Origin of the sequence: Ramlibacter paludis (genome assembly GCF_022012305.1) — a bacterium.
GTDB lineage: Bacteria > Pseudomonadota > Gammaproteobacteria > Burkholderiales > Burkholderiaceae_C > Ramlibacter > Ramlibacter paludis.
The window spans coordinates 545,843-570,466 of sequence record NZ_JAKLTM010000003.1; the positions used below are offsets into that span (position 1 = coordinate 545,843).

22 protein-coding genes are annotated in these 24,624 nt (G+C 68.5%); 14 read left to right on the forward strand and 8 right to left on the reverse strand.

The features are described from left to right. Positions 1 to 83 precede the first annotated feature (83 nt). Genes LZ009_RS13090 through LZ009_RS13120 form a run of 7 tightly spaced genes read left to right on the forward strand, consistent with a single transcriptional unit; the run spans position 84 to position 5,207 of the window. The gene (locus LZ009_RS13090; protein ID WP_275698374.1) at positions 84 to 584 is read left to right on the forward strand and encodes a (2Fe-2S)-binding protein; all 501 of its coding nucleotides are present in this window, start codon (positions 84 to 86) and stop codon (positions 582 to 584) included. Continuing rightward, positions 581 to 2,749, forward strand: coding sequence for a xanthine dehydrogenase family protein molybdopterin-binding subunit (locus LZ009_RS13095; protein WP_275698375.1), 2,169 nt, complete (start codon positions 581 to 583; stop codon positions 2,747 to 2,749). The genes LZ009_RS13090 and LZ009_RS13095 overlap by 4 nt, the downstream gene beginning before the upstream one ends. A 7-nt stretch (positions 2,750 to 2,756) precedes the next feature. After that, complete coding sequence (gene soxX / locus LZ009_RS13100) at positions 2,757 to 3,185, forward strand: sulfur oxidation c-type cytochrome SoxX (RefSeq protein WP_275698376.1); 429 nt, start codon at positions 2,757 to 2,759, stop codon at positions 3,183 to 3,185. 9 nt (positions 3,186 to 3,194) lie between these two features. Then, the gene (locus LZ009_RS13105) at positions 3,195 to 3,641 is read left to right on the forward strand and encodes a SoxY-related AACIE arm protein (protein WP_275698377.1); all 447 of its coding nucleotides are present in this window, start codon (positions 3,195 to 3,197) and stop codon (positions 3,639 to 3,641) included. Between the two features lie 10 nt (positions 3,642 to 3,651). After that, positions 3,652 to 3,972, forward strand: a complete 321-nt coding sequence (gene soxZ / locus LZ009_RS13110) for a thiosulfate oxidation carrier complex protein SoxZ (RefSeq protein WP_275698378.1) — start codon at positions 3,652 to 3,654, stop codon at positions 3,970 to 3,972. Then, entirely contained in the window at positions 3,969 to 4,721 is a 753-nt protein-coding gene (gene soxA, locus LZ009_RS13115) for a sulfur oxidation c-type cytochrome SoxA (protein WP_275698379.1), read from the forward strand. The genes soxZ and soxA overlap by 4 nt, the downstream gene beginning before the upstream one ends. 9 nt (positions 4,722 to 4,730) lie before the next feature. Beyond that, positions 4,731 to 5,207, forward strand: a complete 477-nt coding sequence (locus LZ009_RS13120) for a pilin (RefSeq protein WP_275698380.1) — start codon at positions 4,731 to 4,733, stop codon at positions 5,205 to 5,207. Between the two features lie 43 nt (positions 5,208 to 5,250). Here the strand turns inward: LZ009_RS13120 and lpdA are convergent, their stop codons facing one another. The 4 genes from lpdA to aceE are packed head-to-tail and all read right to left on the reverse strand — an operon-like array spanning position 5,251 to position 12,019. Then, positions 5,251 to 7,044 carry a dihydrolipoyl dehydrogenase gene (gene lpdA / locus LZ009_RS13125; RefSeq protein WP_275698381.1) on the reverse strand — a complete coding sequence of 598 codons (1,794 nt, stop codon included), beginning with the start codon at positions 7,042 to 7,044 and terminating at the stop codon, positions 5,251 to 5,253. Then, entirely contained in the window at positions 7,041 to 7,631 is a 591-nt protein-coding gene (locus LZ009_RS13130; protein WP_275698382.1) for an Ntn hydrolase family protein, read from the reverse strand. Before LZ009_RS13130 ends, lpdA begins: the two co-directional genes overlap by 4 nt. Before the next feature lie 12 nt (positions 7,632 to 7,643). Next, positions 7,644 to 9,296 (reverse strand): dihydrolipoyllysine-residue acetyltransferase, encoded by a 1,653-nt coding sequence (gene aceF / locus LZ009_RS13135; protein WP_275698383.1) that lies wholly within the window; start codon positions 9,294 to 9,296, stop codon positions 7,644 to 7,646. A 17-nt stretch (positions 9,297 to 9,313) separates the two neighbouring features. Beyond that, a complete protein-coding gene (gene aceE, locus LZ009_RS13140) occupies positions 9,314 to 12,019 on the reverse strand; it encodes a pyruvate dehydrogenase (acetyl-transferring), homodimeric type (RefSeq protein WP_275698384.1) in 2,706 nt (901 codons plus the stop codon). A 172-nt stretch (positions 12,020 to 12,191) separates the two neighbouring features. Here aceE and LZ009_RS13145 point away from each other — a divergent pair, with 172 nt between their 5' ends. From LZ009_RS13145 to LZ009_RS13165, 5 genes are read left to right on the forward strand one after another with little or no spacing between them, the layout of a single operon-like run. Then, entirely contained in the window at positions 12,192 to 14,729 is a 2,538-nt protein-coding gene (locus tag LZ009_RS13145) for a PAS domain-containing sensor histidine kinase (protein WP_275698385.1), read from the forward strand. Then, complete coding sequence (locus LZ009_RS13150; RefSeq protein WP_171557431.1) at positions 14,726 to 15,352, forward strand: response regulator transcription factor; 627 nt, start codon at positions 14,726 to 14,728, stop codon at positions 15,350 to 15,352. Before LZ009_RS13145 ends, LZ009_RS13150 begins: the two co-directional genes overlap by 4 nt. Beyond that, positions 15,352 to 16,203, forward strand: a complete 852-nt coding sequence (folD, locus tag LZ009_RS13155; protein ID WP_275698386.1) for a bifunctional methylenetetrahydrofolate dehydrogenase/methenyltetrahydrofolate cyclohydrolase FolD — start codon at positions 15,352 to 15,354, stop codon at positions 16,201 to 16,203. The genes LZ009_RS13150 and folD overlap by 1 nt, the downstream gene beginning before the upstream one ends. Positions 16,204 to 16,234: 31 nt before the next feature. Next, the gene (locus LZ009_RS13160; RefSeq protein WP_275698387.1) at positions 16,235 to 18,256 is read left to right on the forward strand and encodes a M3 family metallopeptidase; all 2,022 of its coding nucleotides are present in this window, start codon (positions 16,235 to 16,237) and stop codon (positions 18,254 to 18,256) included. A 35-nt stretch (positions 18,257 to 18,291) separates the two neighbouring features. Continuing rightward, positions 18,292 to 18,939, forward strand: coding sequence for a glutaredoxin family protein (locus tag LZ009_RS13165; protein ID WP_275698388.1), 648 nt, complete (start codon positions 18,292 to 18,294; stop codon positions 18,937 to 18,939). Here LZ009_RS13165 and rpiA read toward each other — a convergent pair. After that, positions 18,936 to 19,607 carry a ribose-5-phosphate isomerase RpiA gene (gene rpiA, locus LZ009_RS13170; protein ID WP_275698389.1) on the reverse strand — a complete coding sequence of 224 codons (672 nt, stop codon included), beginning with the start codon at positions 19,605 to 19,607 and terminating at the stop codon, positions 18,936 to 18,938. The genes LZ009_RS13165 and rpiA overlap by 4 nt on opposite strands. A gap of 41 nt (positions 19,608 to 19,648) precedes the next feature. Here rpiA and LZ009_RS13175 point away from each other — a divergent pair, with 41 nt between their 5' ends. After that, positions 19,649 to 20,695: a quinone-dependent dihydroorotate dehydrogenase gene (locus LZ009_RS13175; protein WP_275698390.1), complete on the forward strand. Its 1,047-nt coding sequence runs from the start codon at positions 19,649 to 19,651 to the stop codon at positions 20,693 to 20,695. On the opposite strand, the gene LZ009_RS13180 is transcribed toward LZ009_RS13175, so the two are convergent. From LZ009_RS13180 to LZ009_RS13190, 3 genes are read right to left on the reverse strand one after another with little or no spacing between them, the layout of a single operon-like run. Then, positions 20,673 to 21,779: an NAD(P)/FAD-dependent oxidoreductase gene (locus LZ009_RS13180; protein WP_275698391.1), complete on the reverse strand. Its 1,107-nt coding sequence runs from the start codon at positions 21,777 to 21,779 to the stop codon at positions 20,673 to 20,675. The genes LZ009_RS13175 and LZ009_RS13180 overlap by 23 nt on opposite strands. Beyond that, on the reverse strand, positions 21,779 to 22,630 hold the full coding sequence (locus LZ009_RS13185) for an N-formylglutamate amidohydrolase (protein WP_275698392.1): 852 nt from the start codon (positions 22,628 to 22,630) through the stop codon (positions 21,779 to 21,781). Before LZ009_RS13185 ends, LZ009_RS13180 begins: the two co-directional genes overlap by 1 nt. A 12-nt stretch (positions 22,631 to 22,642) precedes the next feature. Further along, positions 22,643 to 23,665 (reverse strand): uroporphyrinogen decarboxylase family protein, encoded by a 1,023-nt coding sequence (locus LZ009_RS13190; protein ID WP_275698393.1) that lies wholly within the window; start codon positions 23,663 to 23,665, stop codon positions 22,643 to 22,645. A 143-nt stretch (positions 23,666 to 23,808) separates the two neighbouring features. Here LZ009_RS13190 and LZ009_RS13195 point away from each other — a divergent pair, with 143 nt between their 5' ends. Then, positions 23,809 to 24,621: an efflux RND transporter periplasmic adaptor subunit gene (locus LZ009_RS13195; protein WP_275698394.1), complete on the forward strand. Its 813-nt coding sequence runs from the start codon at positions 23,809 to 23,811 to the stop codon at positions 24,619 to 24,621. Positions 24,622 to 24,624 lie beyond the last annotated feature (3 nt).

Genomic DNA, 24,624 nt, shown 5'->3' on the forward strand with positions numbered 1-24,624 from the left:
GGTACATCCGTGAATACGCGCGGTGCGGGAAATCCGCGCCCGCCTTACCATCCCGCCGGCTTACCAACGAAGGAGAGCAAGGGATGGCGAAACTCCATGTCAACGGCGCAGTGCGCGACCACGATGCGGAGGGTGACACGCCCCTGCTGTGGGTCCTGCGCGAGCAACTGGGCCTGACCGGCACCAAGTACGGCTGTGGCATCGCGGCCTGCGGCGCCTGCACCGTGCACATCGACGGCGTTCCCACGCGCAGCTGCGTGCGGCCCGTGTCCACCGTAGGCCCCACCGAGAAGATCGTCACCATCGAGGGCCTGTCCCCCAATGGTTCGCATCCAATCCAGCGCGCCTGGGTGCAGCTGGACGTGCCGCAGTGCGGCTACTGCCAGTGCGGCATGGTGATGGCCGCCGCCGCGCTGCTGGCCGCCAAGCCGCGTCCCACCGACGCGGACATCGACGATGCGATGAGCAACATCTGCCGCTGCGGCACCTACAACCGGGTGCGGGCCGCCATCAAGGCGGCCGCCAGCGGCGACCTCAAGAGCGCGGGCCTGGCCATCCAGCACACCGACGGGAGCACGACATGAGCGCAGTCCTCGACAGACGCGGCTTCCTGAAGGTTTCCGCTGCCGGCGGGCTGGTGGTCGGGTTCCACATTCCGTTTGCCGCGGCGCAGGCCGTTTCGCCCGAAATCAACGCCTGGGTTGTCGTCAAGCCCGACGACACCGTCGTGATCCGCATCGCCCGTTCCGAGATGGGGCAAGGCAGCCTGACCGGCCTGGCGCAGCTGGTGGCCGAGGAACTGGAGTGCAACTGGGCCAAGGTCACCACCGAGTACCCGACGCCCGGCGAGAACCTCGCGCGCAAGCGCGTCTGGGGCAACTTCTCCACCGGCGGCAGCCGCGGCATCCGCGAGTCGCACGACTACGTGCGCAAGGGCGGCGCCACGGCCCGCATGATGCTGGTGCAGGCGGCCGCCAACGAATGGAAGGTGCCGGTGGCCGAATGCCGCGTGGCCAACAGCGTGGTGACGCACACGCCCAGCGGTCGCACGCTCGGGTATGGCCACCTCGCCGCCGCGGCCGCGAAGCTGGAGCCGCCGGCGCAGGTCACGCTGAAGGACCCCAAGGACTGGAAGCTGGTCGGCAAGCGCGTCGCGCGCCTGGACACCGTCGACAAGGTGACGGGCAAGCAGGTCTACGGCGCCGACCTGAAGATGCCCGGCCTGCTGAATGCCGCCATCAAGGACTGCCCGGTCTTCGGCGGCAAGGTCAAGAGCTTTAACGCCGCGGCCATCGCATCGCGCCCCGGGGTGAAGAAGGTCGTGCCGGTCGGCGACAGCGCCGTTGCCGTCGTGGCCGACACCTGGTGGCGCGCCAAGACGGCGCTGGATGCACTGCCCATCGAATGGGACCTGGGGCCCAACGCCAAGGAGTCGAGTGCGACCGTCGCGGCCATGCTGAAGGCGGGTCTCGATGCGCCCGAGGCCGCCGTCGGCAACTCCAACGGCGACGCCAGGGCCGCCCTCGCCTCGGCAGCGCGCGTGATCGAAGCGGTCTACGCCTATCCGCACCAGAACCACGCGACCATGGAGCCCATGAACGCGACGGCGCGCTGGACGCCGCAGCGCTGCGAGGTCTGGACGCCCACGCAGAACGGCGAGGCCGCCCTCGCCGCGGCATCCGAAGCGGCGGGCCTGCCGCCGGCGCAGTGCGAGGTCTACAAGTTGCACCTCGGGGGCGGCTTCGGCCGACGCGGCGCGGTGCACGACTGGGTGCGGCAGGCCGTGGAGATCGCCAAGGCGATGCCCGGCACGCCGGTGAAGCTGCTGTGGACGCGCGAAGAGGACATGCTGCACGGCCGCTACCACCCCATCACGCAGTGCAAGCTGCGCGCCGGCATCGATGCGCAGGGCAACGTGACCGCCCTGCACATGCGCATCTCGGGGCAGTCGATCCTGGCCGGCGTCTCGCCGCAAAGCATCCAGAACGGCAAGGACCCGGTGGTGTTCCAGGGCCTCAATCCGCCCGGGCCCGAGGCCTCGATCGGCTACGGCTTCGCCAACCTGCTGGTGGACCATGCGATGCGCAACCCGCCGGTGCCGCCGGGCTTCTGGCGCGGCGTGAACCTGAACCAGAACACGATCTACCTGGAGTGCTTCATCGACGAGGTGGCCCATGCGCTGAACCAGGATCCGCTCGCGCTGCGCCGCAAGCTGATGGCGAACCATCCGAAGCACCTCGCCGTGCTGAATGCCGTGGCCGAGCGCGCGGGCTGGGGCAAGCCGGTTCCGGACGTCGGCGGGCAGAAGGTCTACCGCGGCCTGGCGCAGACCATGGGCTTCGGCAGCTACGTCGCAGCCTGCGCCGAGGTGTCGGTGGACCGGGAGGGCGAGCTGAAGGTGCACCGCATCGTCGCCGCCACCGACCCCGGCTACGCGGTGAACCCGCAGCAGATCGAGGCGCAGGTGGAAGGCTCCTTCGCCTATGGCCTGTCGGCGGCGCTGTTCGGCGAATGCACGCTGAAGGACGGCCGCATCGAGCAGGACAACTTCAGCACCTACCCGGTGGTGCAGATGCGGCACATGCCCAAGGTGGAGACGGTGCTGGTGCCCAGCGGCGGCTTCTGGGGCGGGGTGGGCGAGCCGACCATTGCGGTGGCGGCGCCGGCGGTGCTGAACGCGGTGTTCGCGGCAACCGGCAAGCGCATCCGCGACCTGCCGCTGCGGCACCACAGCCTCAAACGCGCCTGAACGCGGCATGCGCTGGGCGGTGCTGGTGCTGTGGGCCGGCTGCGTGACGGCGCGGGCGGAGCCCGTGGTGCCCTATGTCGTCGAGGGCGATGCGATCGCGCAGCCGCTCGCGGGCCTGCGCGGCGACCCGACCCGCGGCCGCGCGCTGGCGGCCAGCCGCCCCGGCCTCTGCCTCCTGTGCCACACGGCGCCACTGCCCGAGGAACGCTTCCAGGGCAACCTGGCGCCCGACCTCGCGGGCGCCGGTGCGCGCTACAGCGCCGGCCAGCTGCGGCTGCGCGTCGTCGACGCGCGGCGGCTGAATCCGCAATCGCTGATGCCGCCCTTCCATGCCCTGCCCTCCGCCGCGCGCGTTGGCGCTGCCTGGACGGGCCAGCCCATCTTCTCGGCGCAGCAGGTCGAGGACGTGGTCGCCTGGCTGGCCAGCTTGCGCTAGGCTGCGGGCATGGCATCCACGCGGCGACATCTCCTGCAAGCCGGCGCGGCCCTGGCGGCGCAGGTGGTCGTGCGCCCCGCGGCGGCGCAGGACACCGGCGAGCTGGCCGCGGCCGTCGCGCGCTTTGCCGGCGGCCGGCCGGTGCAGGCGGGCCGCGTGCAGCTCGAGATCGCCGCGCTGGTGGACAACGGCAACGTGGTGCCCATGCGCGTCGCCGTCGCGAGCCCGATGACGGCCGCCGACCACGTGCAGGAGATCGCCGTCTTCAACGAGAAGAATCCGCAGCGCGAAGTGGCGCGCTACACCCTCGGCCCCCGCAGCGGCAAGGCGGAGGTTGCCACCCGCATACGGCTTGCCACCAGCCAGCAGCTGGTGGCCCTGGCGCGCATGAACGACGGCAGCGTCTGGTCGCACACGGTCGACGTGATCGTGGTGCTGGCCGCCTGCATCGAATGAGGCGGCGAGCATGGCGCGCACGCTGATCCAGGTCCCGTCCACCGCCACCCGCGGCCAGGCGATCGAGCTGCGCGTGCTGATCGCGCACCCGATGGAGACCGGCTACCGGCCCGGCGCCGACGGCCGGGTGCTGCCGCGCGACATCCTGCGCAGGTTCGCTTGCCGCTACAACGGCGAGACCGTGTTCACGGCGGAGTTCTATCCCGCCATTGCGGCGAATCCCTACCTGGCCTTCCACACGCTGGCCACGGAGAGCGGCACGCTGGAATTCGAATGGACCGGCGACAACGGCTTCGCGCAGGTGGAGCGGCGCACGCTGCAGGTGACGTGAGGCGGCTGCTCGTTTCCCTCGTGGCCGCCTTGCTCCTGGGCTGCGCCGCGGCACCCGTGCAGGATGCGCGGCGCTCGGGCTTCGCCGACATGGGCGCGTCCACGCAGGCCATGCAGCGCGACGACGCGATGAATCCCGCCCTGCTGTGGGTGCGCGAAGGCGAGCAGCTGTGGCGCGCGGGCGCGCGCTCCTGCGCGAGCTGCCACGGCGAGCCGCAGGCGCTGCGCGGCGTCGCCGCCCGCTATCCGGCGTGGGACGAGAAGCTGGCGCGTCCGGTCAACCTGGGCGGCCGCATCAACCTGTGCCGCGAGCGGCACCAGGGCGAGCGGCCGTGGCAGCGCGAAGACGATGCGCTGCTCGCGCTGGAAAGCCTGGTGGGAATGCAGTCGCGCGGACTGCCGATCACGCCGGCTGGCGACGCGCGCCTGGCGGCCTTTCGCGAACGTGGCGCGGCCCTCTTCCGCCAGCGCATGGGGCAGCTGGACCTGTCCTGCGCGCAATGCCACGACGAACGGGCGGGCGGCAAGCTGGGCGCGGCGCTCATCCCGCAAGGCCACGCCACCGGCTACCCGATCTACCGCCTCGAATGGCAGGCGCTGGGTTCGCTGGAACGGCGCCTGCGCAATTGCATGACCGGCGTGCGCGCCGAGCCCTTCGCGGCCGGATCGTTGGAGATGGCGGAACTGGAGCTGCACCTGGCCGCCCGCGCGATGGGCATGCCGTTGGAGACGCCGGCGGTGCGCCCGTAAGATCGCGCCATGAAAAGTCCACGGGGATTCACGCTGATCGAGCTGATGGTGGTGGTGAGCATCGCGGTGCTGCTGATGCTGGTCACCCTGCCCAACCTCACCGACAAGGCGGTGCGCGAGCAGGTGGCCGAGGCGCTGCCGCTGGCCGACATCGCCAAGGCGCCCATCGAGCTGGCCTGGCGCGCGAGCCAGCCGCTGCCGGCCGACAACGCAGCGGCCGGCCTGCCCGCGGCCGACAAGATCGTCAACCAGCGCGTGGTCTCGGTAACGGTGGCCCAGGGCGCGATCCACATCCTGTTCGGCGGCCGCGCCCACAAGGAGCTGGCGGGCAAGGTGCTGACCGTGCGGCCCGCCGGCGTGGAGGACGCGCGCATCGTGCCGCTGACCTGGCTGTGCGGCAACACCGCGCCGCCGGACAAGATGATCGCGCTGGGGCAGAACCGGACGGACCTGCCGTTGAAGTTCCTGCCGGCGAAGTGCCGTTGATGGTGGGGTCGCTGTTGCGCCGGCGGCGCAACGCGAACCCACCCTACTTCCGCTGGGGCGGGACGTCGGTGCAGGTGCCGTGGGCGATCTCCGCCGCCATGCCGATGCTTTCGCCCAGCGTGGGGTGCGGATGGATCGTCTTGCCGATGTCGATCTCGTCGGCGCCCATCTCGATGGCCAATGCCACTTCGCCGATCATGTCGCCGGCATGCGTGCCGACGATGCCGCCGCCCAGGATGCGGTGCGTCTGCGCGTCGAAGAGCAGCTTGGTGAAGCCCTCGTCGCGCGTGTTGGCGATGGCGCGGCCCGAAGCCGTCCAGGGGAAGTGGCCCTTCTTGACCGCGATGCCCTTGGCCTTGGCCTCGTCCTCGGTGAGGCCGACCCACGCGACCTCGGGGTCGGTGTAGGCCACGCTCGGGATCACGCGGGCGTTGAAGACGCTCTTCTCGCCGGCGGCGGCTTCGGCGGCCACGTGTGCCTCGTGCACCGCCTTGTGCGCCAGCATCGGCTGGCCCACGATGTCGCCGATCGCGAAGATGTGCGGCACGTTGGTGCGCATCTGGATGTCGACCGGGATGAAGCCGCGGTCCGTCACCGTGACGCCGGCGCGCTCGGCGCCGATCTTCTTGCCGTTGGGACTGCGGCCCACGGCCTGCAGCACCAGGTCGTACAGCTGCGGTTCCTTGGGCGCCTGCTCGCCTTCGAACTTCACCAGGATGCCGTCCTTGGTGGCTTCCGCGCCCACGGTCTTGGTCTTCAGCATGATGTTGTCGAAGCGCGGCGCATTCATCTTCTGCCACACGCGCACCAGGTCGCGGTCCGCGCCCTGCATCAGGCCGTCGAGCATCTCCACCACGTCCAGGCGCGCGCCCAGGGTGGAATAGACGGTGCCCATCTCCAGGCCGATGATGCCGCCGCCCAGGATCAGCATGCGCTTGGGGTCGGTGGCCAGTTCCAGCGCGCCGGTCGAATCGACCACGCGCTTGTCGTCCGGCATGAAAGGCAGGTGCACGGCCTGCGAGCCGGCGGCGATGATCGCGTGCTTGAAGCGGATCATCTGGCGCTTGCCGGTCATCTCGTCGGCGGTGCCCGTCGTTTCCTGCACCTCGAGGTGGTACGGGTCGATGAAGTTGCCGATGCCGCGCACGGTCGTGACCTTGCGCATCTTGGCCATCGCCGCGAGGCCGCCGGTGAGCTTGCCCACCACCTTGTCCTTGTGCGCCTTGAGCTTGGCGCGGTCGATCTGCGGCTTGCCGAAGCTGATGCCCAGCGTATCCATGTGGCTGGCTTCGTCGATCACGGCCGCCACGTGCAGCAGCGCCTTCGAAGGAATGCAGCCGACGTTGAGGCAGACGCCGCCCAGGGTGGCGTAGCGCTCGACCAGCACCGTCTTCATGCCGAGGTCGGCGGCGCGGAAAGCGGCCGAATAGCCGCCGGGGCCGGCGCCCAGGACGAGCATGTCGCACTCGAAGTCGACGGCGCCGGAATAGGAGCCGGCCGGAGCGGGCGCAGGCGCAGGCGCCGGAGCGGAAGCGGGAGCCGGCGCCGCAGCGGCCGGCGCTGGAGCCTTGGCAGGTGCGGCAGCAGCCGCACCCGCGGCAGCTTCCACCTTCAGCAGCACGCTGCCTTCGGAAACCTTGTCGCCCACCTTGACCAGCACTTCCTTCACCACGCCCGCGTGCGTGGAAGGAATTTCCATCGAAGCCTTGTCGCTCTCGACGGTGACCAGCGACTGCTCCACCTTCACCGTGTCGCCGGGCTTCACCAGCAATTCGATCACGGCCACTTCCTTGAAGTCCCCGATGTCGGGGACCTTCACTTCCGTCAGGGTGCTCATTGTTTTTCTTTCGCTTTGACTGTGAACAGGTCACAGGGCATCGCGGAGTTGCGGTCGAACTCGCAGCCGGCGGCGATGCCGGCTTCCGCGATTTCCTTGGCCGTCTTGGCCTTGGCATAGGCCGCATGCATGGCGCCCAGCGCGAAGCTGCGGCCCGAGCCGATGCCCCAGAACTCCTTGAATTCGAAGACTTCGCGGTAGCTGTAGAGGCCGTAGATGCCGCTCGCGTTGGCGATCACCACGCTGAACTGGCTCGACTCGTAGGGGTCGCTGTCCTCTTCCTTCGTCTGCAGGAAGAAGTTGTCCTTCAGGTAGGGATGCAGCTTGGTGAACGTGTCGAACACGTCGTCCTTGCTGCCCAGGCGCAGGATCTCCTTCGGCATCGAGCCCATCGCCTTGCGCAGCACCGGGAAGTGCGCCACGGTGCCGGCCATGCCGATGTAGCTGGGTCCGTCGTCGGTCTCGACCCGGAAGATCTTGGTGTTGTCTTCGAAACGGTGCGCGAGGCGGGTGTCTCCGAAGGTCACCAGGGTGTCTGCTGCAATCGCGATCTGCCCGGCTTTCTTCACCACCACTACTGTTGTCATTGATGCTTGTTGTTAGAGGAGTACGCGGCGGAAGTCCGCCAGGATCTGCCCCAGGTAAGCGTTGAAGCGTGCCGCCGATGCGCCGTCGATGACCCGGTGATCCCACGACAGCGACAGCGGCAGCTTCAGCCGCGGCTGGAACTGCTTGCCGTCCCAGACCGGCTCGGTCTGGCTCTTGCAAACACCAAGGATAGCGACTTCCGGCGCATTGATGATCGGGGTGAAGTACCTGCCGCCGATACCGCCGAGCGAAGAAATTGTGAAAGTTGCGCCGGACATGTCAGCAGGGCTGAGCTTGCCGTCACGCGCCTTCTTGGCGAGCTCTGCCATTTCCTGGCTGATCTGCAGCACGCCTTTCTTGTCGGCGTCCTTGATGACCGGCACGACCAGGCCATTCGGCGTATCGGCCGCAAAACCGATGTGGTAGTAGCTCTTCAAGACCAGGTCGTCACCGTCGAGCGAGCTGTTGAAGTCGGGGAATTTCTTCAGCGCGGCCACGCAGGCCTTGATGAGGAAGCCGAGCATGGTCACCTTGATGCCCGACTTCTCGTTTTCCTTGTTGGTCGCCACGCGGAAGGCTTCCAGCTCGGTGATGTCGGCGTCGTCGTGGTTGGTGACGTGCGGGATCATCACCCAGTTGCGGTGCAGGTTGGCGCCGCTGATCTTCTTGATGCGCGACAGCGGCTTGCGCTCGATCGCGCCGAACTTCGCGAAGTCGACCTTGGGCCAGGGCAGCAGGCCCAGGGCCTCGCCGCCACCGCCCGCCGGCGCCTTGCCGGCCGCGGCCTTGGTCTGCGCCGCGCCCGCCATCACGGCCTTGGTGAAGGACTGGACGTCTTCCTGCGTGATGCGGCACTTGGGACCGGTGCCCTTCACTTCCTCCAGCGGCACGCCGAGCTCGCGCGCGTACTTGCGCACGGAGGGCGAGGCATGGGGCAGCGTGCCGGAGGGCGTGGCCGGTTCGTGCGGCGGCAGCGCGGCGGTCGGGGGCGTGCGCTCGGCGGAAGCCGGCGCGGCAGCGGCCGAAGCAGCGGCCGGCGCGGGCGCCGGCGCAGGCGCAGCACTGGCCGGTGCCGCGGCGCCACCGCCGGTGCCTTGCACGATGGCGATGAGATCTCCGATGTTGACCTTGTCGCCGATCTTGACCTTCAGCTCCTTGAGCGTACCGGCGGCCGACGACGGAATCTCCATCGATGCCTTGTCCGACTCCACCGTGATCAGCGACTGTTCCTGCTTGATCGTGTCGCCCGGCTTGACGAGCAACTCGATGACGGCGACGTCCTTGAAGTCACCGATGTCCGGCACCTTGACTTCGATCGGGCCGGCGGCAGCGGCCGGGGCCGCAGCCGGCGCGGGCGCTGCCGCCGCAGGAGCCGGTGCGGGCGCGGCCGCCTGGGCAGGCGCCGGCGCAGCCGCGGCGGCGCTGCCCGCGGCATCGATCACCGCGATCACGGTTCCCTCTGCAACGTTGTCGCCGATCTTGACCTTCAGCTCCTTGAGCACGCCGGCGTGGCTGGACGGAATTTCCATCGACGCCTTGTCCGACTCCACCGTCAGCAGCGATTGCTCGACCTTGATGGTGTCGCCCGGCTTGGCCAGCAATTCGATGACGGCGACTTCCTTGAAGTCCCCGATGTCGGGGACCTTCACTTCGACGAGTGCCATGTTTCTTGTCTTTCTTGTTATGCGTACAGCGGGTTGATCTTGTCGGCCTTGATGTTGTACTTCCTGATCGCCTCGGCCACCTTGCCGGCGGGCACGGTGCCCTCTTCCGCCAGCGCCTTCAGCGCGGCCACCACGATGTAGTGGCGGTTCACCTCGAAGTGCTCGCGCAGCTTGCTGCGGAAGTCGCTGCGGCCGAAGCCGTCGGTGCCCAGCACCTTGTAGGTGCGGCCCTTGGGGATGAAGGCGCGGATCTGGTCCACGTACTGCTTGATGTAGTCGGTGGACGCGACCACCGGGCCGGTGCTCTTTTCCAGCTGCTTCGTCACGAACGGAACCTTGGGCGCCGCATCGGGATGCAGCAGGTTCTGGCGCTCGCAGTCCAGGCCGTCGCGGCCCAGTTCGTTGAAGCTCGGGCAGCTCCAGACGTCGGCCTGCACGTCCCATTCCTTGGCCAGCAGCTCCTGCGCCGCGATCGATTCGCGCAGGATGGTGCCGCTTCCCAGCAGCTGCACGCGCTTCTTTCCTTCCGCGCCGGGCTTGCACAGGTACATGCCCTTGACGATCTGCTCCTCGGTGCCGGGCTGCAGGCCGGGCATCGGGTAGTTCTCGTTCAGCAGGGTGATGTAGTAGAAGACGTTCTCCTGCTTCTCCACCATGCGCTTGAGGCCGTCCTGCATGATCACCGCGACTTCGTGCGCGAAGGTCGGGTCGTAGCTGACGCAGTTGGGGATGGTGCCGGCCAGGATGTGGCTGTGGCCGTCCTCGTGCTGCAGGCCTTCGCCGTTCAGCGTGGTGCGGCCCGAAGTGCCGCCCAGCAGGAAGCCGCGTGCCTGCATGTCGCCGGCGGCCCAGCACAGGTCGCCCACGCGCTGCAGTCCGAACATCGAGTAGTAGATGTAGAACGGCACCATGATGCGGTTGCTGGTGCTGTAGCTGGTGGCCGCGGCGATCCAGCTGGACATGCCGCCCGCTTCGTTGATGCCTTCCTGCAGGATCTGCCCGCTCACGTCCTCCTTGTAATAGGAGACCTGGTCGCGGTCCTGCGGCGTGTACAGCTGGCCGGCCGGGTTGTAGATGCCGATCTGGCGGAACAGGCCTTCCATGCCGAAGGTGCGCGCCTCGTCGACCAGGATCGGCACCACGCGCGGGCCGAGTTCCTTGTCGCGCAGCAGCGCGGTGAGGAAGCGCACGTAGGCTTGCGTCGTCGAGATCTCGCGGCCCTCAGCCGTGGGGTCGGTCACCGACTTGAAGGCGTCCAGCGCCGGCACTTTGAGCTGCTCTTCGGCCTTGGCACGGCGCTTGGGCAGGTAGCCGCCCAGCGCCTTGCGGCGGGCGTGCAGGTACTGCATCTCCGGCGTGTTCTCTTCCGGCTTGTAGAACGGGATCTCGGCCAGCTTCTCGTCGGGAATCGGGATGCTGAAGCGGTCGCGGAAGGCGCGGATGTCGTCGTCGCCCAGCTTCTTGGCCTGGTGGGCGATGTTCTTGCCCTCGCCGGCCTTGCCCATGCCGAAGCCCTTGACCGTCTTGATCAGGAGCACCGTCGGCTGGCCCTTGTGGTTCACGGCGCGATGGTAGGCCGCGTAGACCTTCTGCGGATCGTGGCCGCCGCGGTTCAGGCGCCAGATGTCCTCGTCGCTCATCTTGGCGACCATCTCCAGCGTCTTCGGGTTGCGGCCGAAGAAGTTCTTGCGGACGAAGGCGCCGTCGTTGGCCTTCATGGCCTGGTAGTCGCCGTCCAGCGTGTCCATCATGATCTTGCGCAGGCTGCCGTCCTTGTCGCGCGCCAGCAGCGGGTCCCAGTAGCTGCCCCAGACCAGCTTGATCACGTTCCAGCCGGCGCCGCGGAACTCGCCTTCGAGCTCCTGGATGATCTTGCCGTTGCCGCGCACCGGGCCGTCGAGGCGCTGCAGGTTGCAGTTGACGACGAAGATCAGGTTGTCGAGCTTCTCGCGCGCGGCCACGCCGATGGCACCGAGCGATTCCACTTCGTCCATCTCGCCGTCACCGAGGAAGGCCCAGACCTTGCGGTTCTCGGTGTTGGCGATGCCGCGCGCGTGCAGGTACTTCAGGAAGCGCGCCTGGTAGATCGCCATCAGCGGGCCGAGGCCCATCGACACCGTGGGGAACTGCCAGAACTCGGGCATCAGCTTGGGGTGCGGATAGCTGGAGAGGCCCTTGCCGTCGACTTCCTGGCGGAAGTTCAGCAGCTGCTCTTCGGAGATGCGGCCTTCGAGGAAGGCGCGGGCGTAGACGCCGGGCGCGCTGTGGCCCTGGATGTAGAGGCAGTCGCCGCCGTGGTTCTCGCTCTCGCCGTGCCAGAAGTGGTTGAAGCCCGCGCCGAACATGGTGGCCAGCGAGGCGAAGGAGCTGATGTGGCCGCCGAGGTCGCCGCCGTCTTCCGGATGCAGCCGGTTGGCCTTGACCACCATCGCCATCGCGTTCCAGCGCATGTACGCGCGCAGGCGCTCTTCGACATCGAGCTGGCCCGGGCAGCGCTCTTCGTCCTGCGGTTCGATGGTGTTGACGTAGCCGGTGGTGGCGGAGAAAGGCATGTCGATGCCTTCCTGGCGCGCCTGTTCCAGCAGCTGTTCGATCAGGAAATGTCCGCGCTCCCGGCCCTCCGAAGCGATGACGGCGGAGAAGGCGTCGAGCCACTCCCGCGTCTCCTGCGCATCGGCGTCATTGGCGGCGGCGCCGTACAGGTTGTCAGGCTGGGCGGACATTGTTTGTCTCCTTGTTGGTTCGATGAATTTAGTACGTGTCTTCGTACCGTGGCGCGGAGTGTCGCATAAGTTTTTCTCAATTTCAAATGGTGCGCATTCGTTTCATAATGCGAATTCCTCCAAGATGAGCAGGAAGCCAGGACAGGCCTGTCCCACTAAACTACTGCTCTTCATGCAAGACTCACCCGCTTCGGAGCTGTTACCCGAAGGCCCGATCCCCAACTGGTGGCGCCATTGGTGGCGGCGCCAGACCCCCACCCGGCAGGACCGCTACGCCATGCTGGCGCCGCTGGCCGCCGTGCTGCTGTTCCTGGCCGCCATCATTTCGGCCTTCTGGTACCTGCGGCTGGAAGAAATGGACCGCGAACAGGAAGCGGTCAAGCGCGACGTCGAGTACGCGCAGCAGCGCATGCGCCTGCGCCTGCTGGAGCGGCAGGAGCAGTTGATGCGCGTGGCGCGCGACATCTCCAACAAGGAAGTCGACGCCGAGGAATTCGTGGTGCGGGCCGAGTCGATGATCGCCCAGTACCCCGAGCTCCTGATGCTCACCTGGATCGACGAGCGCCGGCGCATCAAGGCCGCCTACGCGGCGCCCAGCATCAGCAATGCCCAGGCCCGCGTGCCGGGCGAGATCCTGCGGCCCGGCGAAACCGAGAGCATGTACGGCCTGGCGCGCGACCTGCAGCAGCCCGTGTATTCGCAGCCGGTCGCCGGCCCCGACAACTCCGGCCTGCTGCAACTGCACGTCCCGCTGGCCGACCAGGGCAAGTTCGGCGGCGTGATCCTCGGCGAATACTCCATCGACGGCCTCCTGCGCTACGGCGTGCCGGCGGAGATCTCCGCCAAGTACGCGGTGGGCCTGCTCGATGGCAAGGGCAAGATGCTCGCGGGCGTCTCGGTGCCGCCGCGCAATCCGGCCACGCAGTTCCTGCCCTGGGCCGCGCAGCCGAACGAATACGAAGTGCCCGTTTCGCCGGTAGGCAACGGCCTGGTCGTGCGGGCGCAGGCGTATCGCACCTCGCTGGGCGTGATCGGCAGCGGCCTGTTCTGGCTGGTCGGCGCGCTGGCGGCGATGACGGGCTGGATGCTGATCGCCAACTGGCGGCACACGCGGCGCCGCATGCAGGCGCAGCAGGCGCTGATGGCCGAGACCAACTTCCGGCGCGCGATGGAGAACTCGATGCTGACCGGCATGCGGGCGCTCGACATGCACGGCCGCATCACCTACGTGAATGCCGCGTTCTGCCAGATGACGGGCTGGAGCGAAGCCGAACTCGTGGGCCGCACCCCGCCCTTCCCCTACTGGCCCGAGGAAGACCTCGAACTGCTCGCCGCGCGCCTCGAGGACGAACTGCAGGGCCGCACCGTGCAGGGCGGCTTCCAGGTGCGCGTGAAGCGCAAGAACGGCAGCCTGTTCGACGCCCGCCTGTACGTCTCGCCGCTGGTCGATCCAAAGGGCCACCAGACCGGCTGGATGACGTCGATGACCGACATCACCGAGCCGACGCGCATCCGCGAGCAGCTGCAGGCCTCGCACGAGCGCTTCACCACGGTGCTGGAAGCGCTCGATGCGTCCGTGTCGGTCGCGCCCCTGGGCAGCGAGGAACTGCTGTTCGCCAACAAGCTGTACCGCCTGTGGTTCGGCGGCCAGGCCGTCGGCCACCTCGGCATGGTGGCGCAGGCCGGCATGACCGACCAGCCGCGCACGGGCGACGAATCGCTGGACGAAGTCGATTCCTTCGTCGGCCTGCCGACCGATGGCCTCGCGACCGCCGTCTCGGAGAACGCCGAGATCTTCGTGCCCGAACTGGGCAAGTGGCTGGAAGTGCGTTCGCGCTACCTGAACTGGGTGGACGGCCGCCTCGCGCAGATGGTGATCGCCACCGACATCACCTCGCGCCGCGTGGCGCAGGAGCTTGCCGCGGCGCAGGCCGAGCGCGCGCAGTCCGCCAGCCGCCTGATCACGATGGGCGAGATGGCTTCCAGCGTGGCGCACGAACTGAACCAGCCGTTGACGGCCATCAGCAACTACTGCAACGGCCTCGTGTCGCGCATCAAGTCCAAGCAGATCAGCGACGAGGACATGCTGGCGGCGCTGGACAAGACCGCGCGCCAGGCGCAGCGGGCCGGCCAGATCATCCAGCGCATCCGCAGCTTCGTGAAGCGCAGCGAACCGAACCGCACGCTGTCCGACGTGAGCGTGATGGTGAGCGAAGCGCTGGAGCTCGCCGAGATCGAGCTGCGCCGGCGCAACGTGCGCATGTCGCACTATGTCGCGGCGCGCCTGCCGCGGCTGATGGTGGACCCGATCCTGATCGAACAGGTGCTGGTGAACCTGCTGCGCAACGCCGCCGAGGCGATCGAGCAGGCGGGCCGTCCGCCCGGGCGGCGCAGCGTGGAACTGCGCGTGATTCCCAAGCAGGTCGATGACCAGCCGGTGGTGGAATTCTCGGTGCTCGACTCGGGCCAGGGTCTCGCGCCGGAAGTGATGGAGCGCCTGTACGAAGCCTTCTTTTCCACCAAGGCCGAAGGCATGGGCATCGGCCTGAACCTGTGCCGCACCATCGTGGAGTCGCACCACGGCAGGATGCAGGCGGAGAACATCTACAATGGCAGTGAAGTCGCCGGCTGCCGTTTCTCCTTCTGGATACCGCTCTCCGGCGCTACAAATCCGATAGTGGGCAAGGACGCGGGGGTGACAATCCTATGAGCTTGATTCCCAAGAAGGGAACCGTCTATGTGGTCGACGACGACGAGGCGGTCCGTGATTCGCTGCAGTGGCTGCTGGAAGGCAAGGACTACCGCGTGCGCTGCTTCGACTCCGCGGAGTCCTTCCTCGCCCGCTACGACCCGCGCGAAGTGGCCTGCCTGATCGTCGACATCCGCATGGGCGGCATGACGGGCCTGGAGCTGCAGGATCGCCTGGTCGAACGCAAGTCCCCCTTGCCCGTGGTCTTCATCACCGGCCACGGCGACGTGCCGATGGCGGTGAACACCATGAAGAAGGGCGCGATGGATTTCATCCAGAAGCCCTTCAAGGAAGACGAACTGGTGAGCCTGGTCGAGCGCATGCTGGAGCGCGCCAAGGACACCTTCGCCGAATTCCAGAGCGCCGCCAGCCGCGACGCCCTGCTCTCCAAGCTGACCTCGCGCGAGGCGCAGGTGCTCGAACGCATCGTCGCCGGCCGCCTGAACAAGCAGATCGCCGACGACCTGGGCATCAGCATCAAGACGGTGGAAGCGCACCGCGCCAACATCATGGAAAAGCTGAACGCCAACACCGTCGCCGACCTGCTGAAGATCGCGCTCGGCCAGCAGCCTCCGAAAGCCTGATGCCCGCCCAAATCATCGACGGCAACGCACTTGCCAAGCAGATCCGCAGCGAAGTCGCCGGCCGCACCGCGGCCCTGAAAGCCAAGGGGGTGCAGCCGCACCTCGCCATCGTGCTGGTGGGCGAGGACCCGGCCAGCCAGGTCTACGTGAAGCACAAGGTCGCCGACAGCGAGCAGACCGGCCTGCAGGCCACGCTGCAGCGGCTGCCCGCCGACACCACCGAGGCCGACCTGCTGGCGCGCATCCGCGCCCTGAACGACAACCCCGGCGTGCACGGCATCCTGGTGCAGCTGCCGCTGCCCAAGCACATGGACAGCCACCGCGTGATCGAGACCATCTCGCCCGCCAAGGACGTCGATGGCTTCCACGTGGCGAGCGCCGGCGCCCTGATGGTCGGCCAGCCGGGCTTCTGGCCCTGCACGCCCTACGGCTGCCTGAAGATGCTCGACTCCATCGGCTACGACCTCAAGGGCAAGTACGCCGTCGTGATCGGCCGCAGCAACATCGTCGGCAAGCCGATGGCCATGATGCTGCTGGGCCGCGACGCGACCGTGACCATCGCGCACAGCCGTACCGCGGACCTGAAGGCGCTCACCCGGCAGGCCGACGTGGTGGTTGCCGCGGTCGGCAAGCGCAACGTGCTGACCGCCGACATGGTCAAGCCCGGCGCGGTCGTGATCGACGTCGGCATGAACCGCAACGACGAAGGCAAGCTCTGCGGCGACGTGGACTTCGACGGCGTCAAGGACGTCGCCGGCTGGATCACGCCGGTACCGGGCGGCGTCGGCCCCATGACCCGGGCCATGCTGCTGGTGAACACCATCACGGCGGCGGAACGCGCCGCCCATTGAAGAGGGCCGCGCCTGCCGCAAAATAGGCGGCATGAGCAACCCCCTCCTCGACTTCACCGACCTCCCGCTGTTCGACGCCATCCGGCCCGAGCACGTGGGCCCCGCGATGACCGAACTGCTGGGCCAGGCCGACCAGGCCCTGGCCCAGGTCACGGCGCCCGGCTTCGCGGCGGACTGGAACGCGATCGCCGGCACGCTGGACGTGGCCACCGAACGCCTGGGCCGCGCCTGGGGCGTGATCGGCCACCTGAACGCGGTTGCCGACACGCCCGAGCTGCGCGCCGCCTACAACGAGGCGCTGCCCAAGGTCACCGAGTTCTGGACCCGCCTGGGCGCCGACGAGAAGCTGTACGCGAAGTACAAGGCGATCGACCCCGCCAGGCTCACCGAGGAACAGCGCCAGGCGCGCAAGAACGCGCTGCGCAACTTCGTGCTGTCCGGCGCGGAGCTGACCGGCGCCGCCAAGGAGCGCTTCTCCCGCATCCAGGAGCGGGCTGCCGAGGTGAGCCAGAAGTTCAGCGAAAACGCCCTCGATGCCACCGACGCCTTCGCCTACTACGCCGACGCGAGCGAGCTCGATGGCGTGCCGCCCGACGTGGTGCAGGGGGCGCGCGCCGCCGCCGAAGCCGAAGGCAAGGCGGGCCACAAGCTGACGCTCAAGATGCCCAGCTACCTGCCGGTGATGCAGTTCGGCACCAACCGCACGCTGCGCGAGCGCCTCTACCGCGCCTACGTCACGCGCGCCAGCGACCAGGGCGATCCCAGGTTCGACAACACGCCGCTGGTGAAGGAGATCCTGTCCCTGCGCCGGGAGGAGTCGCAGCTCCTGGGCTACAAGAACTTCGCCGAGGTCTCGCTGGTGCCCAAGATGGCGGAGTCGCCGACGCAGGTGATCCAGTTCCTGCGCGACCTCGCGCGCCGCGCCCGCCCCTTCGCGGAGAAGGACGTCGCCGACATGCGCACCTTCGCCGCGGAAAAGCTCGGCCTCGCCGATCCGCAGGCCTGGGACTGGTCCTTCATCGCCGAGAAGCTGAAGGAGGAGCGCTATTCCTTCAGCGAGCAGGAGGTCAAGCAGTACTTCACCGCGCCCAAGGTGCTGGCCGGCCTGTTCAAGATCATCGAGACGCTGTTCGAAGTGGCGATCCGTCGCGACTACGCGCCGACCTGGAACCCGGGCGTCGAGTTCTACCGCATCGAACGCGACGGCAAGCTCGTGGGCCAGTTCTACCTGGACCCCGCGGCCCGCACCGGCAAGCGCGGCGGCGCCTGGATGGACGACGTGCGCGCGCGCTGGCTGCGGCCCGACGGCGGCAAGCTGCAGACGCCGGTGGCGCACCTGGTGTGCAACTTCGCCGAGGGCGTGGACGGCAAGCCGCCGCTGCTCACGCACGACGACGTGATCACGCTGTTCCACGAATCGGGCCACGGCCTGCACCACATGCTGACGCAGGTGAACGAGCGCGACGTCTCGGGCATCAGCGGCGTGGAGTGGGACGCGGTGGAGCTCCCCAGCCAGTTCATGGAGAACTTCTGCTGGGAATGGGGCGTGCTGAAGCACATGACGGCGCACGTCGACACGGGCGAGCCGCTGCCGCGCGAGCTGTTCGACAAGATGCTGGCGGCCAAGAACTTCCAGAGCGCGCTGGGCACGCTGCGGCAGATCGAGTTCGCCCTGTTCGACATGCTGTTGCATTCGGACCACGATCCGCAGGCCGACATCATGCCCCTGCTGCAGCAGGTGCGCGACGAGGTGGCGCTGCTGCATCCGCCCGCATTCAACCGCATGGCGCACACATTCAGCCACATCTTCGCCGGCGGCTACGCGGCGGGCTATTACAGCTACAAGTGGGCCGAGGTCCTCAGCGCCGACGCCTATGCGGCTTTCGAGGAAACGGCGGGTAAGGACGGCTTGCCCAGCGTGCAAACGGGCCGAAAATACCGCCAGGCCATCCTGGAAGCGGGCGGCAGCCGGCCCGCCATGGAGTCCTTCAAGGCCTTCCGCGGCCGCGAGCCGACCCTCGACGCCCTGTTGCGGCACCAGGGCATGGCCTGACAGAATCGAAGAAAACCGTTGGAGGAGTGATGGCCATGTTCCGCGTCCGGAGTTTCGGATTCGCCTTTCTTGCCGCAGCCGGCATGCTTGCCAGCCTGGGCGCCGCTGCCCAGGTCTATCGGATCGTCGGCCCGGATGGCAAGGTCACCTTTTCCGACAAGCCGCCGGCCGACAACCAGGCCAGGCCGACCATCGCCCCCAGCGTGGCCATGCCCGGTGCCGGTGCGCCGGCCGCGGGCGGCGGCCTGCCCTTCGAGCTGCGCACCGCCGCCGGCAAGTATCCGGTGACGCTCTACACCGGCGAAGGCTGCGGTCCCTGCACGCCCGCGCGCGACTTCCTCGCCAGCCGCGGCATTCCCTACACCGAGCGCACCGTCAACAGCAACGAGGACGCCGCGGCCTTGCGCAAGCTGTCGGGCGACCTGCGCGTGCCTTTCCTGACCATCGGGTCGCAGCAGCTGCGCGGCTACTCGGAAACCGAGTGGACGCAGTACCTCGACGCGGCAGGCTATCCCAAGACATCGCAGCTGCCTCCCAGCTACCGCAACCCGCCGCCCGCGCCCATCGTCGCCCAGCAGCAGGCCAAGCCGCAGGCGCCGGGCGCTGCCGCGCCCGCGGCAGCGCAGCAGGCGCCGGTGCAGCAGCCCTCGCTCGAGCCGACGGCGCCCGGGATCCGGTTCTAGTAATTGATGGTTTGAACGCCGCCGGCGGTGCCGAGGAGGCACACGGCGGCTTTTTGATGGGCGAACACGCCCACGGTCACCACGCCCGGCCACTGGTTCACCTCGGTCTCGAAGGCCAGCGGCTCGCCGATCTGCAGGCCCGTCACGTCCAGGATGTGCTGGCCGTTGTCGGTGACCAGGGGCCGCCCGTCCTTCAGCCGCACCTTGGCGGTGCCGCCCAGGGCCTGGAACTGGCGCACGATGCGCTGCGTCGCCATCGGGATCACTTCCACCGGCAGCGGGAAGCCGCCCAGGCGCGCGACCTTCTTCGATTCGTCGGCGATGCAGATGAAGCGCCGCGACTGCGCCGCCACGATCTTCTCGCGCGTGAGCGCCGCGCCGCCGCCCTTGATCATGTAGCCGCGCCCGTCGATCTCGTCGGCGCCGTCGATGTAGACCGCCAGCTCGCCCACCTCGTTGGCGTCGAACACCGGGATGCCCAGGGCGCGCAGGCGCTCGGTGGAAGCCGTGGAACTGGACACGGCGCCCTTGATCTGACCCTTGATGTCGGCCAGCGCCTCGATGAACTTGTTGACCGTGGAGCCGGTGCCGACGCCGACGATTTCGCCGAGCGCCACGTAATGCAGGGCCGCGCGGCCCACGAGAGTCTTGAGTTCGTCCTGCGTCACGCGACAATCCCCGGTTCGTGCCTTGAAAACCGGATTATCGGATGTCCTTCGTTCCCTACGGCCTCGCCCGTCCCTTCCTGTTCGGGCTGGATCCCGAAACGGCCCATGAACTGACCCTGGGCTCGCTCGCGCGCGCGCAGGGTACGCCGCTGCAGCTGGCCTACAGCAACACCTTCGTGCCGGACGCTATCGAGCTGGCCGGCCTGCGCTTCCCCAATCGCGTGGGCCTCGCCGCGGGCCTGGACAAGAACGCCCGCTGCATCGACGGCCTGGGCGCGATGGGCTTCGGCTTTGTCGAAGTGGGCACGGTCACGCCGCGGCCGCAGCCGGGCAACCCCAAGCCGCGCATGTTCCGGCTGCCCGAGGCCAATGCATTGATCAACCGGCTCGGCTTCAACAACGACGGGCTCGACGCCTTCGTCGCCAACGTCAAGCGCGCGAGCTTCCGCCGCAAGGGCCGGCTGCTGGGCCTCAACATCGGCAAGAACGCGATCACGCCGATCGAGGAAGCCACGGGCGACTACCTGGCGGCGCTGGAAGGCGTCTATCCCCATGCCGACTACGTGACGGTCAACATCTCCAGCCCCAACACCAAGAACCTGCGCGCGCTGCAAAGCGACGAAGCGCTGGACGCGCTGCTGTCGGCGGTGGCGCAGAAGCGCGAGCAACTCGCCACGCGGCACGGCCATCGCGTGCCGGTCTTCGTCAAGATCGCACCCGACCTCGACGAGGCGCAGGTGCAGGTGATCGCAGCCACGCTGCGCCGCCACGGCATGGACGGCGTGATCGCCACCAACACGACGACCTCGCGCGACGCGGTGAAGGGCTTGCCGCATGCGGAGGAAGCGGGCGGCCTGAGCGGCGCGCCGGTGCTGCAGGCCAGCAACCGCGTGATCGCGCAGCTGCGCGCTGCGCTCGGCGCGGGCTATCCCATCATCGGCGTGGGCGGCATCCTGAGCGCGGACGATGCGCTGTCCAAGCTGCGGGCCGGCGCCGACGTGGTGCAGATCTACACGGGCCTGATCTACAAGGGACCGAAGCTGGTGGACGACATCGCGCGGGCCTTCAAGCGGCAACGCACGCTGTAACGGCCTCGGCGATCGCCATCGCGCTGGTCAGGCCCGGCGACTCGATGCCGAACAGGTTCACCAGCCCGGGCACGCCGTGCAGCGCGGGTCCGTCGATCCGGAAGTCCGGCGCCTTCTCGTGCGGCCCGTGGATCTTGGGCCGCACGCCGCTGTAGCTGGGGCTGAGGGCTCCATCGGGCAGGCCCGGCCAGTAGCGCCGCACCTCGGCATAGAAGCCCTCCGAACGCGCCGGATCGACCCGGTAGTCGATCTGCTCCGGGGACTGCACGTCCAGCCACTCGATGTCGGGCCCGAACTTGGCCTGGCCGCCCAGGTCCAGCGTGAGGTGCGTGCCCAGGTGCGCATCGGCGGGCGCGGGATAGATCAGGTGCGTGAAGGGCGAGCGGCCGGCCAGCGCGTAGTAGTTGCCCTTGGCAAACCATTCGCGCGGCACGAAGCGCGGATCCAGGCCTGCGAAGCGGCGCGCCAGGGCCGGCGCGTGCAGCGCGGCCGAATTGACGACGATGGCCGCTTCCAGTTCGCTGCCGTCGGCAAAGCGCACCACATGGGGCTGCCCCGTGCGCAGCGACTCCACGCGCGCGCCGAAGGCGACCATGCCACCCGCCCGTTCGAGGTCCCCTTGCAAGGCCAGCATGAAGCCGTGGCTGTCGACGATGCCGGTGCTGGGCGAATGCAGCGCCGCGATGCAGCGCAGCGCCGGCTCGAGCGCCAGTGCGTCGCGCGCCTCCAGGAACTCCACCGGCACCCCGTTGGCCGCCGCCCGATCCTGCAGCCCGCGCAAGGCGGCGACTTCGGCATCGCTGTTGGCCACGGTCAGCTTGCCGCAGCGCCTGTGCTCCACGCCATGGCTCGCGCAGAGCGCATAGAGCATTTCCTTGCCGCGCACGCACAGCTTCGCCTTGAGCGAACCGGGTGCGTAGTAGAGCCCGGCGTGGATCACCTCGCTGTTGCGCGAGCTCACGCCCTGCCCTATGCCGTCCAGCGCCTCGGCGACGATGACTTCGTGCCCGGCCTGCGCCAGCGCGCGTCCGACCGCGAGGCCGACGACGCCGGCGCCTATCACCAATGCTTCGACGCGGTCCATCAGCGGTAGCTGCGCGGGTCGATGGCCAGCAGCTGGTCCACCATCTGGCGCAGGTGGCCGCGCAAGGTGGCGAAATGGGCGTTGGGCTCCAAGGTCGTCTCGTCCATGTAGAGCTTGCGGTTCACTTCCACCTGGATCGAATGGCGCTGCTGCGCGGGTTCACCATAGCGGCGCACCAGTTCCACGCCCTTGTACGGGTGGTTGTAAGCCACGTCGTAGCCGAAGCCGCGCAGCAGGTCGCACAGCGCCTGGCTGAGCGCGGGATGCGCGGTCGTGCCGTCCCTGTCGCCGATCACGAAGTCGGCATGCGCCAGGCCCGGGAAGTCGGTCGAATAGGCCGAGGCGATCGCGGGCATGGAATGGCAATTCAGGTGGATGCTGTAGCCGTGGCGCGCATGCGCGTCGGCGATCGCCTGCTGGACGGCCTGGTGGTAGGGGCGCCAGCACTGGTCTATGCGGCTGCGCACCTCCGCCGCGGTGAGCTTGCGTCGGTAGATCGGCGTGCCTTCATCGGTCATGCGCCAGATCAGGCCCTTGCCCAGGCGGACCTTGGCGAGCGCGGCGGGATCGGTCTCGACCGCATCGGACCAGTCGTCCTCCATCAGCGTGACGTCGATCTCGGTGGTGTTGCGGTTGACGTCGATGTAGCTGCGCGGAAAGAGCGCCTCGATCCAGGCCACGCCCAGCGCCGGCGCGAAGTCGTACAGCTTCTCGACGTGGGTGTCCTCGGCCTGGCGAAGCACGGCCAGTTCGCAGTCGTGGCCGAAGTCGGCGGGGTAGGCAACGCCGCTGTGCGGCGAGTCGAGCACCAGCGGGGCGCTGCCCGGCAGGAATCGGATCAGCGAGGACATCCCGCCATTGTCTCAGGCCTCCTGGCGCAGCAGCGCGGCCGCCTGGACCATCGCGGCCAGCTTGCCTTGCGCCACGTCGCGCGGCAGGTACTTCATGCCGCAGTCGGGCGCCAGGATCACCTGCTCGGGCGCGATGTGCTCGAGCGCGCGGCGGATGCGCGCGGCGACCACTTCCGGCGTCTCGACGTTCATGTCGGAGAGGTCGAGGCAGCCGACCAGCACCTGCTTGCCATCGAGCTCGCGCAGCACGCGCGTGTCCAGGCTGGACTGCGCCGTCTCGATCGACACCTGCCGGCAGCGGCAGCCGGCGAGTTCCGGCAGGAAGGAGTAGCCGCTGGGCCGCTGGTGGATCACGGCCGCGTAGCCGAAGCAGATGTGCACGCAGGTCGTGCCCTCCACGCCCTCCAGCGCGCGGTTCAGGGCCCGCAGGCCGTACTGGCGCGCCTTCTCGGGCCGCGCCTGCATGTAGGGCTCGTCGATCTGCACCACGTCCGCGCCGGCCGCGAACAGGTCGCGGATCTCGGCGTTCACCGCCTCCGCGTAGTCCATCGCCGCCTCTTCCTCGCTGGCATAGAAGTCGTTCTGCGCCTGCTGCAGCATCGTGAACGGGCCGGGCACGGTGATCTTGGTCATGCGCCTGGTGTGGCGCTTGAGGAAAAGCAGGTCCTCCACTTCGACCGCGTGGCGGCGCCGGATCCGGCCCACGATGCGCGGCACCGGGTTCGGATGGCCGGAGCGGTCCAGCGCGGTGCCGGGGTTGTCGAGGTCGACGCCGTCCAGCGCGGTGGCGAAGCGATTGGAATAGCTTTCACGGCGGATCTCGCCGTCGGACACGATGTCCAGGCCCGCGTCCTCCTGCGCGCGGATCGCCAGCAGGGTCGCATCGTCCTGCGCCTGCGCCAGGTACGGCTCCTGCAGGCGCCAGAGCTCACGGGCCCGCACCCGCGGGGGGAACCGGCCCGCCAGCTTCGCCCGGTCGATCAGCCATTCGGGCTGGGGATAGCTGCCGACGATGGTGGTGGGAAACAAGTGCACGGCCTGGCTCCTGGGTCTTGGCGGGTGCGGGCACTCTCGCACGGGCGGCGCAGCGCCGCAAGGGCGGGAAAGGTCCCGGTGACAAAGGCGCGCCGGCCCCGTAGGATGCGCAGGACTCGGGACGAAGGAGCAGTGGAGTGCGCATGGCAAGAACAGGCTGGATGCTTGCGGGCGGCATCGCGCTCGCCCTGGCCGCCCGCGCCGACGGGCCGGCGCAGGAATTCGACTGCATGATCGAGGCGCGCCAGAACATCGAGATCCGCAGCCCCGCGGAGGGCCTGATCGACCGCGTCCTGGTGCAGCGCGGCGACATCGTCGCCCGCGGCCAGGTGCTGGCCATCGTGGAGTCCAGCCAGGAGCGCGCTGCCCTCGACGTCGCCCGCACCCGTGCCGAAATGCAGGGCGAGATCAAGGTCGCCGAAGCCCGGCTCGACCTGTCTTCCAAGAAGATGGAGCGCGCCCAGGAACTGCACCGGCAGCAGTTCGTCTCGGACAGCGCGCGCGACGAAGCCGTGGCGGAATTCCGTCTCGCGTCCGAGGACCTGCGCCGCACCCGGGAGAACCAGCGCCTCGCGCAGGCCGAAGCGGCGCGGGCATCGACGGCGGTGGAACTGCGCACCATCCGCTCGCCCTTCAACGGCGTCGTGGTGGAGGTGCTGCTCAAGCCGGGCGAACTGGCGGCGACGGCCACCGTGAAGAACCCGGTGATGAAGCTGGCCGAGATCGACCCGCTCTACGTCGAGGTGGTGCTGCCGTCCAAGCTGTTCGGCAGCATCCGGCGCGGCCAGCAGGCCACGGTGCTTCCCGAAGCGCCGGTGCACGGCCAGCATGCCAGCGTGGTCAAGGTGGTGGACCGCGTCATCGACGCGGCAAGCGGCACCTTCGGCGTGCGCCTGGAACTGCCCAATCGCAACGGCAGGGTGCCGCCCGGCATCCGCTGCCGGGTCCGCTTCTAGCCC